General features: G+C 71.7%; 15 protein-coding genes. 1 reads left to right on the forward strand and 14 read right to left on the reverse strand.

The window, feature by feature from the left end; translation table 11 throughout:
* Nucleotides 1-30: 30 nt before the first annotated feature.
* A complete protein-coding gene (locus ABZ321_RS02065) occupies nucleotides 31-1,245 on the reverse strand; it encodes a crosslink repair DNA glycosylase YcaQ family protein (protein WP_354888645.1) in 1,215 nt (404 codons plus the stop codon).
* Nucleotides 1,246-1,313: 68 nt separating this feature from the next.
* Entirely contained in the window at nucleotides 1,314-2,651 is a 1,338-nt protein-coding gene (locus ABZ321_RS02070; protein ID WP_344507821.1) for a glycosyltransferase 87 family protein, read from the reverse strand.
* Nucleotides 2,652-2,837: 186 nt separating this feature from the next.
* On the opposite strand from ABZ321_RS02070, the gene ABZ321_RS02075 reads away from it, so the two are divergent.
* Entirely contained in the window at nucleotides 2,838-3,446 is a 609-nt protein-coding gene (locus tag ABZ321_RS02075) for a GNAT family N-acetyltransferase (protein ID WP_344507823.1), read from the forward strand.
* Between the two features lie 83 nt (nucleotides 3,447-3,529).
* Here ABZ321_RS02075 and dapB read toward each other — a convergent pair whose 3' ends face one another.
* The 12 genes from dapB to rbfA form a co-directional block, all read right to left on the reverse strand.
* Nucleotides 3,530-4,267: a 4-hydroxy-tetrahydrodipicolinate reductase gene (gene dapB / locus ABZ321_RS02080; RefSeq protein WP_344507824.1), complete on the reverse strand. Its 738-nt coding sequence runs from the start codon at nucleotides 4,265-4,267 to the stop codon at nucleotides 3,530-3,532.
* A 10-nt stretch (nucleotides 4,268-4,277) separates the two neighbouring features.
* Complete coding sequence (locus tag ABZ321_RS02085; RefSeq protein ID WP_344507825.1) at nucleotides 4,278-5,591, reverse strand: pitrilysin family protein; 1,314 nt, start codon at nucleotides 5,589-5,591, stop codon at nucleotides 4,278-4,280.
* Nucleotides 5,592-5,594: 3 nt separating this feature from the next.
* Entirely contained in the window at nucleotides 5,595-8,045 is a 2,451-nt protein-coding gene (locus tag ABZ321_RS02090; protein WP_344507827.1) for a polyribonucleotide nucleotidyltransferase, read from the reverse strand.
* 207 nt (nucleotides 8,046-8,252) lie between these two features.
* Complete coding sequence (gene rpsO / locus ABZ321_RS02095; protein WP_344507829.1) at nucleotides 8,253-8,522, reverse strand: 30S ribosomal protein S15; 270 nt, start codon at nucleotides 8,520-8,522, stop codon at nucleotides 8,253-8,255.
* Between the two features lie 92 nt (nucleotides 8,523-8,614).
* Nucleotides 8,615-9,556, reverse strand: a complete 942-nt coding sequence (locus ABZ321_RS02100; protein ID WP_344507831.1) for a bifunctional riboflavin kinase/FAD synthetase — start codon at nucleotides 9,554-9,556, stop codon at nucleotides 8,615-8,617.
* Nucleotides 9,557-9,689: 133 nt separating this feature from the next.
* Nucleotides 9,690-10,580, reverse strand: coding sequence for a tRNA pseudouridine(55) synthase TruB (truB, locus tag ABZ321_RS02105; RefSeq protein ID WP_344507833.1), 891 nt, complete (start codon nucleotides 10,578-10,580; stop codon nucleotides 9,690-9,692).
* 11 nt (nucleotides 10,581-10,591) lie between these two features.
* Nucleotides 10,592-11,458, reverse strand: a complete 867-nt coding sequence (locus tag ABZ321_RS02110) for a DUF3626 domain-containing protein (RefSeq protein WP_344507835.1) — start codon at nucleotides 11,456-11,458, stop codon at nucleotides 10,592-10,594.
* A 13-nt stretch (nucleotides 11,459-11,471) separates the two neighbouring features.
* Nucleotides 11,472-12,758 carry an MATE family efflux transporter gene (locus ABZ321_RS02115; RefSeq protein WP_344508173.1) on the reverse strand — a complete coding sequence of 429 codons (1,287 nt, stop codon included), beginning with the start codon at nucleotides 12,756-12,758 and terminating at the stop codon, nucleotides 11,472-11,474.
* A 548-nt stretch (nucleotides 12,759-13,306) separates the two neighbouring features.
* Nucleotides 13,307-13,525, reverse strand: coding sequence for a DUF6186 family protein (locus ABZ321_RS02120; RefSeq protein WP_344507837.1), 219 nt, complete (start codon nucleotides 13,523-13,525; stop codon nucleotides 13,307-13,309).
* A gap of 43 nt (nucleotides 13,526-13,568) precedes the next feature.
* The gene (locus ABZ321_RS02125) at nucleotides 13,569-13,970 is read right to left on the reverse strand and encodes a hypothetical protein (RefSeq protein ID WP_344507839.1); all 402 of its coding nucleotides are present in this window, start codon (nucleotides 13,968-13,970) and stop codon (nucleotides 13,569-13,571) included.
* A gap of 53 nt (nucleotides 13,971-14,023) precedes the next feature.
* Nucleotides 14,024-15,058 carry a bifunctional oligoribonuclease/PAP phosphatase NrnA gene (locus ABZ321_RS02130; RefSeq protein ID WP_354888654.1) on the reverse strand — a complete coding sequence of 345 codons (1,035 nt, stop codon included), beginning with the start codon at nucleotides 15,056-15,058 and terminating at the stop codon, nucleotides 14,024-14,026.
* Entirely contained in the window at nucleotides 15,055-15,528 is a 474-nt protein-coding gene (gene rbfA, locus ABZ321_RS02135) for a 30S ribosome-binding factor RbfA (protein WP_344507843.1), read from the reverse strand. The genes ABZ321_RS02130 and rbfA overlap by 4 nt, the downstream gene beginning before the upstream one ends.
* Nucleotides 15,529-15,626 lie beyond the last annotated feature (98 nt).

The following is a 15,626-nucleotide window of genomic DNA, read 5'->3' on the forward strand; positions in this document are numbered from 1 at the left end:
CGGCGGCAGCGCAGTCGTCAGGCCGGGCGGTCAGGCGGTCATCGCCTTGGCCAGGTCCACCGCGAAGTCACCCGCGACCGGTAATTCCACCCGCTCCAGCCCCAACCACCCCGCGAACCGCCGCAGCTCCGCCCACAGCGCCGAAGCCACCTCGAGGCGGGAAGGGGCGCCGCGCCCGGTCAGGGGCTCCACCCACACGGCCGGCACCAGCAGGGTCGAGGAGCGCCGGTCGGCCTTGAGGTCGACGCGGGCCACCAGGCGGTCACCCAGGAGGAACGGCAGGACGTAGTAGCCGTAGAGGCGCTGGAGCGGCGGCACGTAGATCTCGATGCGGTAGGTGAAGCCGAACAGCCGCGCCACGCGGGCCCGCTCCCACATCAGCGGGTCGAAGGGGCTGACGAGGGTGGCGGCGCCGATGCGGCGGGGAGTGGGGGCCTCGTGGTGCAGGTAGGCGCGGGGCTGCCAGCCCTCCACCTCGGTGGGGATGAGCTCGCCGGACTCGACCAGCTCGGCGATCGCGGTGCGGGCGCCGGCCAGGGGCAGGCGGAAGTAGTCGCGCAGCTCGGCCTCCGCGGCGATGCCGAGGGAGCGGGCCGCGACGCGGACCAGGTCGCGGTAGGCGTCGGCCGGGTCGGGGGTGGGGGCGGCGAGGACCGCGGCGGGGAAGATGCGCTCGGGGACGTCATAGACGCGGGCGAAGGACGAGTTGCGGCTGGCGACGCTGACCTCGCCGGTGTAGAAGAGCCACTCGATCGCGGTCTTGGTGTCCGACCAGTTCCACCCCCAGTGGTCCTTGCTGCGGGGCTTGGCCAGGTCACCCTCGACCTCGTTGGCGGTCATGGGGCCCTTCGCGCGGATCTCTTCGAGGACCCGGCGGATCAGGTCGGGCTGCTCGCGGGCCAGGCGGACCATCCGCCCCCACGCGGCGCCGGACTGCATGCGCCAGCGCAGCGCCGGGTGCAGGTGGACCGGGACGAGCGACGCCTCGTGGGCCCAGTATTCGAACAGCTCGCGGGGGCGCCGGTAGGCCATCCTGTCGAGCAGCTCGGTCGGGTAGGGGCCCAGGCGGCTGTAGGCGGGCAGGTAGTGCGCGCGCTGGACGACATTCACCGAGTCGATCTGCAGCAGACCTGTGCGGCCGAGGACCCGCTTCAGGTGGCGCCGCTCGGGGACGCCGGTGGGGACCCTGTCGGCGAAGCCCTGGGCGGCGAGAGCGATCCTCCGCGCCTGCGTAAGTGTCAGCACCCCGCGAGGCTAACCCCGGGGTATGACAAAAAGGGGCGGCCCGAAGGCCGCCCCCTGGAACGAACGATCTATGCGCCGACGAGCGGCCGGGAAGGCTCCCCGGCGTCCTTCGCGTCGAAGGCGGCGCTCACCCGCCGGTCGATCTCGACGAGGTCCGGGTCGGGCACGTCCTCGACGACCGGGCCGGTGGAGGTGGCCGGGTTGGCCCGGCGCGCCGGGCCGGAGCTCTCCGAGGCGGGCTCCCGGATCGGCAGGGTGATCAGCAGGGCGATCATGAGCAGGATGTACGCGTTGCCGCCGATCAGGCCGAGGCCGTCGAACTTCATGTGGAAGGCCCACGGCGTGCGGCTGCACAGCAGCAGGTACGAGAAGATCCCGAAGATCATGATGTGGCGCCGGCGGCGGGCTTCGGTGCTGCGGTCGGTCGCGTGGTCGAGCAGGACCGCCATCGAGGGCAGGACCCACACGAGGTGGTGGATCCAGCTGATCGGGCTGATCATGCAGCCGACGAGACCGGTCAGCGCCAGCCCGGCGAGCTCGTCGCCGGCCTTGACCGCCTTGCGGACCCGCCACGCCCAGACGGCGAGCGCACCGAGCACGAGCAGCGCCCACAGCGGCTTCATCGGGTCCGGGTTGAACAGGCGGGCGACGAGGCCGCTGAGCGCCTGGTTGGACACGAACGTCGCGGAGCCGACGCGGTCGGTGTTCCACATCGCGTCGGTCCAGAAGACCCGCGAGGCGTCCGGCGCGAAGGTCGCCGCGGCCCAGGTCGCGGCGGCCGCGGTGGCCGTGGAGACGGCGGCGGCGCGCCAGCGGCGGGTCACCACGAGGTACAGGATGAACACACCCGGCGTGAGCTTGATCGCGGTGGCCAGGCCGACGCCGATGCCGCCGAGGCGCGAGCCCCCGCGGACCAGCAGCAGCAGGTCACCGACGACCATGAAGAGCAGCAGGATGTTGACCTGGCCGAAGTTGACGGTCTCGCGCACCGGCTCGAAGGCGGCGACGATGCCCATCGCGATGGCGAGGGAGAACCAGAACTGCCAGCCCTGACGCTTGATGACCGGGCCGATGAGCCAGGTGACGATGCAGCCGAGGGCGACGACGTTCATCGTCACGCTGATCGCGATCGCGGTGTGCCACCCGATCAGCGCCATCGGCGACATCAGCGCGGCGGCGAACGGTGGGTAGGTGAAGCCGTACGGCGTGCCGGGCACCAGGTAGTCGTAGATGTCGCCACCCTTGTTCACCCAGTAGTCCATGGCGCCGTAGTAGACCTTGAGGTCGAAATACCCGTTTCTCGCCGCGGCCACGTACAAGAAGGCCCACACGACGGCCCACACGGCCGCCACGATGAGCACCTGCTTGACCCGGGGCCGAAGCTTGGGCCGGACGGCCGTCAACACGGCGACTCGTCCTCGCTCCGCCACTTGTGCTGCCCTCCACTCGCTCGTTGCTGGCTACCTGCTGCCTGACTCAACGGTTGCTCGGGTCCAACTGTGACGAGCCGCCGCTACCCAGCCACGTGGCTCTTCACACAAATTCCGTAGCCACTCCGTGGCGCGGAACACACATCCGTAGGCTGCTGCGTCATGACGCACGGGTTCGTCCGACCGGCGCGACTCGACGACGTCGTCGAGATCACGCGAATCCAACTCACGACCTGGCGGGTCGCCTATCGGCGACTCCTGCCCCAACACATCCTCGACCAACTGGACGAGGACTGGATTACCCGCAGGTGGCGGGACGCAATCACGGAGCCGCCGACCCCCGAGCACCGGGTCCTGGTCGCGGTGGAGCAACAGGAGTCGCCCAGCGCCGGACCGACCTCAGCATACGTCGTGGGTTTTGCCGCGTCAGGTCCGGCAGACGACACCGCACTGGCTCCGGAGGAAGATCACACCGTCTTGACGAAGGCCGCCGCGATCACCGATGTCCTGGTTGAACCGAGGTGGGGACGGCGCGGCCACGGCAGCCGATTGCTGGCGGCTAGTGTGGATTTGTGGCGTACTGACGGATTCACGACAGCGCTTGCCTGGACATTCGCTGAAGACCGTGTTACGCGTCGATTTCTGGAGAGTTCCGGCTGGGCCCCGGACGGGGTCAGCCGGTCACTCGATGTTGATGATCTGCTCGTCCCGCAGGTCCGTTGGCACACGTCGCTCGAGGCCCAGGAAGACCCAGTCGTTACCTCGATGTGACCCTGTTGCGCCCGAATTGGGGCTTCCGGATCCCAGTATCTGGAATCATCAGACGAAACGCGAATCGGTTACGCAACGTGACGCTAGTCGAGCAGCGGGCCGAGCCCGACGGTCAGTCCCGGCCGGGTGACGACGGCGCGGACGGCGAGCAGTACCCCCGGCATGAAGGACTTCCGGTCGAACGAGTCGTGCCGGATGGTGAGCGTCTCCCCTGCGGCGCCGAAGAGCACCTCCTGGTGCGCGACGAGCCCGCGGGCCCGCAGCGAGTGCACCGGGATGCCTTCGACGTCGGTGCCGCGGGCCCCCGCCATCTCCTCAGTGGTGGCGTCGGGCACCGGCCCGAGCCCCGCGGAGGCCCGCGCCGAAGCGATGAGCTGGGCGGTGCGCAGCGCCGTGCCGCTGGGCGCGTCGATCTTCTGCGGGTGGTGCATCTCGACCACCTCGACCGACTCGAAGTAGCGGGCGGCGCGCGCCGAGAACTCCATCATCAGCACCGCGCCGACGGCGAAGTTCGGCGCGACGACGATGCCGACGCCCGGCGCGGACGCCAGCAGGGACCGCACCTCGTCCAGCCGCTCGGTGGTGAAGCCGGAGGTGCCCACCACCGCGTGCACGCCATGCGAGACGCACCACCGCAGCGTGTCCATCACCGCGTCCGGCGTGGTGAAGTCGACGAGCACGTCGAAATCGGGCGCCAAGGCGTCACCGACGTCCAGCGACGCCACGAGCGAGAGATCCGAAGCGGCGGAGACGGCCTGGCAGGCCTCAGTGCCCATACGGCCGCGCGCGCCCAGCACGCCGACCCTGATCTGCGAAGTCACGCGGGATAATTTATCCCAAAGCTCCTGCGAAGGCGTTGTCGTCGAACTCCCCGATCACCGCGAGGGACATCGGGCGCGACAGCAGCTCGCCGGCCACCTGACGGACCATCTCGGGCGTGACGAGGTCGACCCGGCGCAGCACCTCGTCGACGGAGAGCAGCTCGTCATACAGCAGCTCACCCTTGCCGAGACGGCTCATCCGGGACCCGGTGTCCTCCAGGCCCAGCACGACGGCGCCCTTGAGCATGCCCTTGCCGCGCTCGACCTCCACGTCGGTGACGCCCTCCTCCGCGACCCTGGCCAGCTCGTCCCGGGTGATGGCGAGGACCTCCTCGACCTTGCCGGGCGCGCAGCCGGCGTAGACCCCGAAGAGCCCGGCGTCGCTGTACTGCGACGTGAAGGAGTAGACCGAGTAGGCCAGCCCGCGCTGCTCGCGGATCTGCTGGAACAGCCGGCTCGACATGCCGCCGCCGAGCACGTTGTTGAGCGCGCCGAGGGCGAAGCGGTTGTCGTGCTGGCGCGGGTACCCCACGCAGCCGAGCACCACGTGCGCCTGCTCGGTGTCCTTGGCGCGGACCACGATCTGCCCGGACCGGGACGGCACCCTCGTGGTGCGGGAGCGCCGCGGCGCCGGGTCCGTGGCGTCCGACAGGCCCGAGAACGCCGCCCGGACCGCCTTGACGACCTTCGCGTGGTCGAGATTGCCGGCGGCGGCCACGACCATCTGCGACGGCTGGTACCGCCGGCGGTAGAAGCCGTCGATCTGCTTGCGGGTCAGCGCCGAGATGCTCGACACGGTGCCGGAGATCTGCCGGCCCAGCGGGTGGTTGCCGAAGATCGCCTCGGTGAAGACGTCGTGCACCTCGTCGCCGGGCTCGTCGTCGTGCATGGCGATCTCCTCGAGGATCACGCCACGCTCGGTCTCGACGTCCGCGTCGGTCAGCACCGAGTCGATGACCAGGTCACACACCACGTCGATGGCGAGCGGCAGGTCGGCGTCGAGCACGCGCGCGTAGTAGCACGTGTACTCCTTGGCGGTGAACGCGTTGGTCTCCCCGCCGACCGCCTCGATCTGCGAGGAGATCTCCAGCGCGCTGCGCCGCTTGGTGCCCTTGAAGAGCAGGTGCTCCAGGAAGTGGGACACCCCGGACAGTGCCGGGGTCTCGTCCCGTGAGCCGATGCCGACCCAGACGCCGAACGACACGCTTCGCATCGACGGAATTGCCTCGGTCAGGATGCGCAGCCCGTTGGGCAGCACGGTGCGGCGCACCGTGCCACCCAGCGGGTCATCTGCCAACGTCTGGGTCAGCGGTCGACTCACCATGTCTCAGCTGTGCCGGTTCCGCCGACGACGGAACTCGCCACCGTCCTCGCCACCCTCGGCGGAGCCGCCCTCGGCGGAGCCACCCTCGTCCGAGCCGCCCTCCGACGAGGAAGGCGCCGACGACTGACGGGGGCCGCGGTCGCCGCGGTCACCACGGTCGCCGCGCTCACGCGAGCGGGGGCCACGGTCACCACGGTCCCGGCCGGCCGGCCGGTCGCCGCCCGCGGGGGCACCGCCACCCGCCGCCGCGGCCTCGGCCGCCGCGGCGGCCTCCGCCTCGGACAGCACCTTGTCCAGGTAGATCTTGCCGCGGTTGTCGATGTCCGCGATCTGCACCTCGACCTTGTCGCCGACGTTGAGGAAGTCCTCGACCCGGTCGACGCGCTTGCCGTTGCCCACCTTCGAGATGTGCAGCAGGCCGTCGCGCCCCGGCAGCAGCGAGATGAACGCGCCGAACGCGGCCGTCTTCACCACGGTGCCGAGGAACTTGTCGCCGACCTTCGGCATCGTCGGGTTGGCGATGGCGTTGATCCGCTCGACCGCGGCCTCGGCCGACGGGCCGTTGGTCGCGCCGACGTAGATCGTGCCGTCGTCCTCGATGCTGATCTCGGCGCCGGTCTCGTCCTGGATCGCGTTGATGGTCTGGCCCTTGGGCCCGATCACCATGCCGATCTTGTCGACGGGGATCTTGACCGTGGTCACGCGGGGCGCGTACTGGCTCATGCCGGCCGGCGACTCGATCGCCTCGGCCATCACGTCGAGGATGACGTGCCGCGCGTCGTGGGCCTGCTGCAGGGCGCCCGCGAGGACGTCCGACGGGATGCCGTCGAGCTTCGTGTCCAGCTGCAGGGCCGTCACGAAGTCACGGGTGCCGGCGACCTTGAAGTCCATGTCGCCGAAGGCGTCCTCGGCACCGAGGATGTCGGTGAGCGTCACGTACTCGGTCTTGCCGTCGACCTCGTCGGAGATGAGGCCCATCGCGATGCCCGCGACCGGCGCCTTCAGCGGCACACCGGCGGACAGCAGCGCCATCGTCGAGGCGCAGACGGAGCCCATCGAGGTGGAGCCGTTGGAGCCGAGCGCCTCGGAGACCTGACGGATCGCGTAGGGGAACTCCTCGCGGGCCGGCAGCACCGGGATCAGGGCCCGCTCGGCGAGCGCGCCGTGGCCGATCTCGCGCCGCTTCGGCGAGCCCACCCGGCCGGTCTCACCGGTCGAGTACGGCGGGAAGTTGTAGTTGTGCATGTAGCGCTTGGACTTCTCCGGCGCCAGGGTGTCCAGCGTCTGCTCCATGCGCAGCATGTTGAGCGTGGTGACGCCCAGGATCTGGGTCTCGCCGCGCTCGAAGAGGGCCGAGCCGTGCACCCGCGGGAGCACCTGGACCTCGGCGGTCAGCGGACGGATGTCGCGCGGGCCGCGGCCGTCGATGCGGACCTGCTCGCGCAGGACACGGGCGCGGACCTCGTTCTTGGTCAGCGACCGCAGCGCGGCGCCGATCTCCTTCTCGCGACCCTCGAAGCCCTCGGCGAGGCGCTGGAAGGCGGCCTCCTTGATCCGGTCGAGGGCCTCCTCGCGCTCCGCCTTGGAGGAGATGCGCAGCGCCTCGGAGACCTCGTCCTTGACCGCGCCGGCGACGGCCTCGTAGGCGTCGGGCTGGTAGTCGAGGAAGGTCGGGAACTCCTGGACCGGCTTCGCGGCGACGGCCGCCAGCTCGGACTGGGCCCGGCACAGCTCGCGGATGGCGGGCTTGGCGGCCTCGAGGCCACCGGCCACGACCTCCTCGGTCGGCGCGGGCGCGCCGCCGGCGACGAGGGCCACGGTGTGCTCCGTCGCCTCGGCCTCGACCATCATGATCGCGACGTCGCCGTCGGGCAGGGTGCGGCCGGCGACGACCATGTCGAACGTGGCGCGGCCGAGCTCCTCGAGCGTCGGGAACGCGATCCACTGGCCGTCGACGTGGGCCATGCGGGTGGCGCCGATCGGGCCGGAGAACGGCAGACCGGACAGCTTGGTGGACATCGAGGCGGCGTTGATCGCCACGACGTCGTAGGGGTGGGCCGGGTCGAGGGCGAGGATCGTCTCGACCACCTGGACCTCGTTGCGCAGGCCCTTGACGAAGCTGGGGCGCAGCGGCCGGTCGATCAGGCGGCAGGTGAGGATCGCGTCCTCGCTGGGACGGCCCTCGCGGCGGAAGAACGAGCCGGGGATCCGGCCCGCGGCGTACATCCGCTCCTCGACGTCGACCGTCAGCGGGAAGAAGTCGAACTGGTCCTTCGGCGACTTGCCGGCCGTCGTCGCCGACAGCACGACCGTCTCACCCAGCTGGGCGAGCGCGGAACCGGCGGCCTGACGGGCGAGGCGGCCCGTGGAGAACGTGATCTCCCGGGTGCCGAACGCGCCGTTGTCGATGACCGCGGTGCTGGAGTGCGTACCGAGATTGCTCTGCTCGGTCATGTGTTGTGGTGCTCCTTCGGGTTGTGGTGCGCCCAGGCGGAGCTGTCTGCGGCCGGTCTTCGATCGAAGCTCACGGGGCTGATCTGCCCGGAAGCCACTACCGAGGACCGGTGCGCCGACACGCTCGGCGGGGCGACTGCTCCATACCAGTGTGTCACTACACGAAGGGGAGCGACGCATGGACGCCGCTCCCCACCGTGCGAGTCGTTATCGCCGCAGGCCGAGCCGCTCGATCAACGAGCGGTAGCGGGCGATGTCGCTGCGCTGCAGGTAGTTGAGCAGGCGGCGGCGACGGCCGACCAGCAGCAGCAGGCCGCGCCGGCTGTGGTGGTCGTGCTTGTGCTTCTTGAGGTGTTCGGTGAGGTCCGCGATCCGCTTGGTCAGCATCGCGACCTGGACCTCCGGCGAGCCGGTGTCCCCTTCGCCGGTCGCGTACTTGCCCATGATCTCGGTCTTCTGCGCAGAGTCGAGCGCCATGTTCTCCCTTAAAGGTTGGATCTGAACGGGCCAGCCCCGCGGCGTCGTGCAGGCAGCCTGACCCCCGCCGGTCACCCGGCGTCGACACAAGGCTAACAGACGGGACGGTCCAGCACTCGTCTGGCCTGTGCGACGTCGTCGTGGATCTGCTCGACCAGCGGCTCGACGCCGGTGTACACCCGCTGCTCACGGAGGCGTTCGACGAAGTCGACGGCGATCCGCTCGCCGTAGAGGTCGCCGGCGAAGTCGAGCAGGAAGGACTCGACCCGCCGCTCCTTGCCGGAGAACGTCGGGTTGGTGCCGATGGAGACCGCCGCGCGGTGCGGCTCGCCGTCCCGGTCGCGGGTCACCCAGGCGGCGTAGATGCCGTCGGCGGGGACCGCGGCGTTCGGCGCGGTCAGCAGGTTGGCCGTGGGGAAGCCCAGCTCACGGCCGCGCTGGTCGCCCCGCACGACGACGCCCTCGACGCGGTGCGGGCGGCCCAGCGCGCGGGCGGCGGCGACCACGTCACCCGCGTCGACGCAGGCCCGGATGTAGGTCGAGGAGAACACGGTGCCCTCGTCGGCCACCAGCGGCGCGCCCTCCACCCCGAAGCCGAACGTGCGCCCGAGCCGGTGCAGCAGCTGCAGGTCACCGGCGGCCTTGTGGCCGAACCGGAAGTTCTCCCCCACCACGACCAGCGCGGTGTGCAGGTGCTCGACCAGCGCGTCGTGGACGAACGCCTCCGGCGACAGGTGTGAATACTCGACAGTGAACGGGATGACGCACAGCACGTCGACGCCGAGCGCCTCGATCAGCTCCGCCTTGCGGGACGGCTCGCTCAGCACCGCCGGGTGCGACCCGGGCCGGACCACCTCCGACGGGTGAGGGTCGAAGGTCAGCACGACCGACCGCACGCCCAGCTCGCCGGCCCGCTTCACGACGTGCCCGATCACCTGCTGGTGCCCCCGGTGCACGCCGTCGAAGACGCCGATCGTGGTGACCGCGCGCCCCCATCCACCCGGCGCTGCCTGCGTTCCCCGCCACCGCTGCATGGTTGCGAGCCTAACTCTTGTGGCGTTTCCGGCAGGTGTACGGGTGGCGACAGCCGCTCGTGTGACATTTGCGGCGGGTGTACGGGTCGCGGCGGGCGCTCGTTTTACGTTTGCGGCAGGTGTACCGGTGGTGTCAGGGCACGAGCACGATCTCCGGCCGCGCCCGGCCGTCCTTCTCCCGGACGATGGCGAGCACGCTGCCGTCCGGCGCGAAGACCGCGTACGGCTCGGCGACCCCGATCGGGGCGAGCGACCCGCCGTGCGAGAGCGTCTTCGCCTCGACCTCGTCGGCGTCGCGGCGGGGGAAGGACCGTGCGGCGGCGGCCGGCAGCGGCATCGTGACCGGGTCGTCCCGCTCGGCCAGCTCGTCCAGGGTCGCCGCCTCGGCGAGGGTGAACGCGCCGACGGCCGTGCGGCGCAGCGCGGTCAGGTGCCCGCCGACGCCGAGCGCCGCGCCGAGGTCCCGGGCGAGCGCGCGGATGTACGTCCCGGACGAGCACGCGACGTCGACGTCGACGTCGACCCACGTGTCCGAGCGGTTGATGCCGAGCACCTCGAGGCGGGCGACGGTGACCGGCCGGGCCTGCAGCGCGACCTCCTCGCCGGAGCGGACCCGGTGGTAGGAGCGGACCCCGTTCACCTTGATCGCCGACACGGCGCTGGGCACCTGCAGGATCTCCCCGCGCAGCGGGGCGAGCCCGGCGTGCACGTCGCCGTCGGTGACCCCGCTCGCGTCCACAGTGGACACGATCTCGCCCTCGGCGTCGTCGGTGACGGTCGCCTGCCCGAGCCGGATCGTGCCGCGGTACTCCTTGGTGCTGCCGATGACGTACGTGAGCAGCCGGGTCGCCTTCTCCACGCCGATGATGAGCACCCCGGTCGCCATCGGGTCGAGGGTGCCGCCGTGCCCGACCCTGCGGGTCTTCGCCAGCCGCCGCATCCGCGACACCACGTCGTGCGAGGTCATCCCGCCGGGCTTGTCGACGACGACGAGCCCGCCCTGCGTTGCTGCCTTCTGCGCCACGACGGGTCAGCCTAACCGCCGTGCACAGTGAGGGTGTGCCACAGGTACTTCAACAGCTGTAGCCGCTCGGGATCGGCGTGGGCGGCGCGGGCGGCGCGGCCGATCAGCTCGGCGTCGACGAAGGGCCGCGACCAGCGCTCACACAGCAGCACCGCCAGGGGGCGCACCTCGGGACCCCGGAACTCGTCGTCGATCTCGTCCGGGCTCAGGCGCGGCCCCGCCCGCCATTCGAGCTTGATGCCGTACCGGTCCGCGAGCGTCTCCGCGGCGGGCAGGTGGCCGGCGAAGCTGTCGTCGAGGACGAGCGCCGCCACGTCCCGGGCGAGGTCGACGGGGCCGTGGACCTGCGCCTCGACGTAGTCGTCGAGCGGTCCGGCCGCGGCGACGTGGTCGGCGAGGCCCGCCAGTACCGGCGCCAACGCGTCGAACACGCCCGCCTCCCGGGGCTCGTGGAAGCTGTCCCCCAGGGTGAACGTGGCGCGCGTGTTGACCTCTGGGCGCAGGCGCAGGTGGGCGGAGCCGAAGCGGCGGGCGGCGCCGGCCGGGTGGCGGCGCAGGTCGAGGGCGCCGTACTTGGGCCGGTCGGCGGGCACGACGCCGGGCCGCTGGTAGGCGCCGCCGAACATGCGCTCCTCCCAGCGGTCGCGGTCGCCGCCCGGGTGCGCCGTGAGGCCGCCGTTGGAGATTCCGGTCTCGAACTGGCTGCGGAACCGGCCGTCGGCAAGCAGCCCCGCGATCACGGTGCGGCCGCCGGCGTCGATGCGGTCGGGATGGAAGTTGATCGTCACGACGGCGTCGACCGGGTCGGTGCGCGGGCCGGCCGCCGCCCGCACGTGCCCGAGCGCCTCCAGCTGCGCGGCCGTGAGCTGTGCGTCCACGGCGCGCAGTATGTCAGCGGACCGCGCCGGCCACCGCCCATTTGTCGCCGGTGAGGCGCCACAGCAGGCCGCCCAGGCGCAGCGCGATGAACAGGCACAGTGCGACCCACACCCCGCGCAGGCCGGCGTCGAGCAGGTACGCCAGCCAGATGCCGGGCAGGAAGCCGCCGAGCGCCGAGACGAACGTGAGGTTGCGCAGGTACCGCACGTCGCCGGCGCCGAGGAAGACCCCGTCGAGCGCGAAGACCACGCCGGCGGCCGGCATCATCGCGACGAACCACCACCAGGCGGTCTTCGCCTGGGCGTACACCTGATCATCGGCGCCGAACCAGGGCCGGACGGTGGCGAGGGCGGCCGCGACCAGGACCGCGAACACGGCGCCGGAGACCAGCCCGGCGGCGGTGATGCGGCGGGCGAGCAGGCGTGCCTCGTCGACCTGCTCGCCGCCGAGCGCGGCGCCGACGAGGGACTGCGCGGCGATCGCGACAGCGTCCAGGGCGAGCGCGGTGAAGAAGAACAGCTGGATCGCGATGAGGTGCGCGGCGAGGCTGGCGGTGCCGAAGCGGGCCGCGACCGCCGACGCGGACAGGAAGCACGCCTGGAACGCCGCACCGCGCAGCAGCAGGTCGCGGCCGAGCACCAGCTGGTGGCGGATCACGTCCAGGTGCGGCCGCAGCGGGACCCGCTCGGTCAGCAGCGCCCGGACGAACAGCAGGCCGGCCGCCGTCTGCGCGACGACGTTCGCGATCGCGGAGCCGGCCAGGCCGAACCCCAGCGGGTGCACGAGCAGGGGGCAGAGCACGGCCGACAGCGCGTTGGCGCCGAGCACGTAGTAGAGCGGGCGGCGGGTGTCCTGCACGCCGCGCATCCACCCGTTGCCCGCGGTGCCGAGCAGCAGGCCGGGCGCGCCCAGGGCGGCGATGCGCAGCCAGTCGGCGGCGCCGTCGGCGACCGGGCCGGGCGACCCCGCGACGGCACGGGTCAGCGGCCCGGCGAACACCTCGAGGACCACCATGATGACGACCCCGCCGGCGAAGGCCAGCCAGGACGCCTGGACGCCCTCGGCGACCGCGGCACCGCGCTGCCCGGCGCCGAAGCGGCGCGCGGCGCGGCCGGTGGTGCCGTAGGCGAGCACGTTGCCCAGCCAGACGGCGAGCGCCATGATCTGTCCGCCGATGGCGAGCGAACCCAGCTCCTCGCGGCCGAGGTGCCCGACGACCGCCGTGTCGACGAGGACGTAGAGCGGCTCGGCGGCGAGCACCACGAGCGCGGGCAGGGCGAGGGCGGCGACACGACGCATCGGGGTCACCGCGACAGCGTAAGGAGAAGCCTCCCTACACGCTACTTACAGGGTGATCAGCCCCGGCGGTCCATCGACATCTGCAGGGCGGCACGGGCGCGCTCACGCGTCTCGGTGGTGGGCTCCTGCGGCTTGGGCTGGGACTTCGGCTGCTCAGGCATGACGGTCTCCTGACTCGGTGACGCGGTTGGAGTATCGACGGTCCGATCGCAGGGGCGCCGGGGTCACCGGCGGCCACGCCAACACACGACGAGGAGACCGACTGTGGGTGGTGTCGGCCTGCAACGTGGATCGGTGGGTCTGGCGCATCTGTTCCTCGCTTGGCGGCTGTGGTGTTTCCTGGGCCGTGAGACGCCCGCCGCCGGGTTCCGCTGGAAGCGGTCAGCCCCGGGACGGGCAGCGAAGAATTCGTACGATGCGCATATTCCTAAGCTATCGTTCAGTTCCACGATGTGCGACGTCATCCCGCGATCTGGACGCAGTTACCGGCGGGTTCACCTGTCGGAAGTCCGTCAGGGCGTTCGTCGGGGCGTACGGCAGGACGCTCGTCAACGCGCCAGGAAGTGCCAGCCGAGCCACCACCAGAAGCCGAACATCGCGATCCGGCCGACCGGCAGCGGGCCGACCCGGTAGCGCATGACGACGCCGCAGACCTCGCCGAGCGTCGGCACCTTCGAGCCCTCCCGCCGGGCGGCGATCTCGACCACCGCGAAGAGCCCCAGCGACACGGCGAACGCGGCCGCGATGCCCACCTGCGCAACCGTCATCGCCGCACCCCCGCCATCGCTGCCTTCCCCGCCCGCGCGACCGTCATCGCCGCACCATCGCCCAGAAGGCCCACAGCCAGCCGAAGTAGGCGGCGGCGCGGGCCAGGTAGTGCTCCAGCAAGGGGTCGGCGAGGCGGGACAGCGTCGGATAGGCCCGCGACCCGATCAGGAACGTGACGCCCTCGATGACCGCGAAGAGCCCGACCGGCAGCAGCCACCACGCCGCCGCCCGGGGCAGTCGCGCCGGCGCGGGACGCTTCGGCACGGTGGCGGACATGCCGAGCCACAGCAGCGCTCCCCCGGCGCCGAGGACGAGCAGGTTGGCCCGCAGGGAGAACGACGGCAGCGCCCCGCCCACCAGGGCGATCAGGGCGAAGACCGGGGCGAGCACAACCGGGCGGGCCCAGCCCCGGTCGACCTCCGCAACCAGCTCAGGTCGGTCCATCCATCGATTGTCACCGGCGCGACACCCGGTGTGCCAGCGATGTCAGCCCCCGTTTAACCCTGATCTGCCAGGACGACCGATTCCGTGAGCGCGGTGCGGATCGCGGCGATCACCTCGTCGACCGTGCCGGTCGCGCTGAACCCGGCCGCGAAGCGGTGCCCGCCGCCGCCGAGACCGACGGCGACCCGGCTGACGTCGACGGCGCCCTTGCTGCGCAGCGAGACCGACCACTCGTGCGGCCCGATGGGCTTCACCACGCAGGCGACGTCGGCCTCCGCGACGCAGCGCACGGAGTCGATGAGCGCCTCCACCGCGCCCGCGGGCTGGCCGAACTCGGCGAGGTCGTCCAGCGTCACGTAGGTCCACGCGAGGCCGAGCCCGCCGGCGGGCTCGAACGCGGTGCGGGCCAGGGCCACGCCGAAGAGCCGGACCGCGCGGTGGGGCCGGGTGTCGAACAGGCGGCGGGAGATGTCGCCGACGGGGATGCCGGTGGCGATGAGCCGGGCCGCGAGCTCGTGCACCGCCGGCGTGGTCGAGCTGTGCTTGAAAGAGCCCGTGTCGGTGGCGAGCGCCACGTACAGGCACTCGGCGATCTCGGCGTCCAGGGCCACGCCGAGCCGGCCGAGCAGCCCCTCGGCGACGACCGACGTCGCGGCGGCGGACGGGTCGATGAGGTTGACGGCCCCGAAGCCGGGGTTGGACGCGTGATGGTCGAGCACGATGCCGACCGGGGCGGCGGCCAGCACGCCGGCGAGGTCGCCGAGCCGCTCGACGCTGGCGGCGTCGAAGACCAGCATCGCGTCGGGCGTGGGCGCGGGCGGCGTGACGGCGGCCGCCGGCACCAGCATGGACACGCCCGGCAGCTCGTCGAAGGGCGCGGGCACGGTCAGCGGGCCGGGGAAGGTCGCCTCGACGACCAGCGACGGGGCGAAGCGGCGCAGCCCCAGCGCGAAGCCGAGCATGCTGCCGAGGGCGTCACCGTCGGGGTTGACGTGGCAGGCGAGCAGCACGCGAGCGCCCGGGGGCAGGCCGCGCAGCGCTGAGACAGCTGCGGCCCACTCCCCGGGCGACGGTTGCGGTGCGGTCACCGACGGTCCTGGCCGACGACGACCTCGTCGTCGGCGCCTTCGGCCCCCGCCTCGTCGTCGACCTTGTAGGGCTGGGCGTCGCCCGCATAGTGCGCCCCGGCGGCCCGTCGCTGGACCTCCGCGTCGGCGTTGCGCGCGGTCGCCAGCAGGTCGTCGATGTGCTTCACGTGCTCCGTCACGTCGTCGTGCACGAAGGTGAGGCTCGGCGAGTGGCGCAGCCCCAGGGCCTTGCCGACGGTCGAACGCAGCAGCCCCTTGGCGCTCTCCAGCGCCGCCGCGGTGCCCGACTGTGCCGTCGCGTCACCGAGCACCGTGTAGAACACGGTCGCCTCACGCAGATCAGCGGTGATCCGCGCGTCGGTGATCGTGATCATCCCCAGCCGAGGGTCCTTGACCTGCGTCCGCACCACCGATGCGACGAGCTCTTTCACCCGCTCGGCGTGCCGGCGCACCTTTGCCGGATCCGTCATCTCGAACACCTCCGCAGCCAAAACGATCTGACCAACGCTCTGACACTACCCGCGCCGCGACCTGGAGGCCGCGTCCAGCGCCCCGGACCAGGCGCGGG

Source organism: Dactylosporangium sp. NPDC006015 (assembly GCF_040614215.1).
Lineage (GTDB): Bacteria > Actinomycetota > Actinomycetes > Mycobacteriales > Micromonosporaceae > Dactylosporangium > Dactylosporangium maewongense.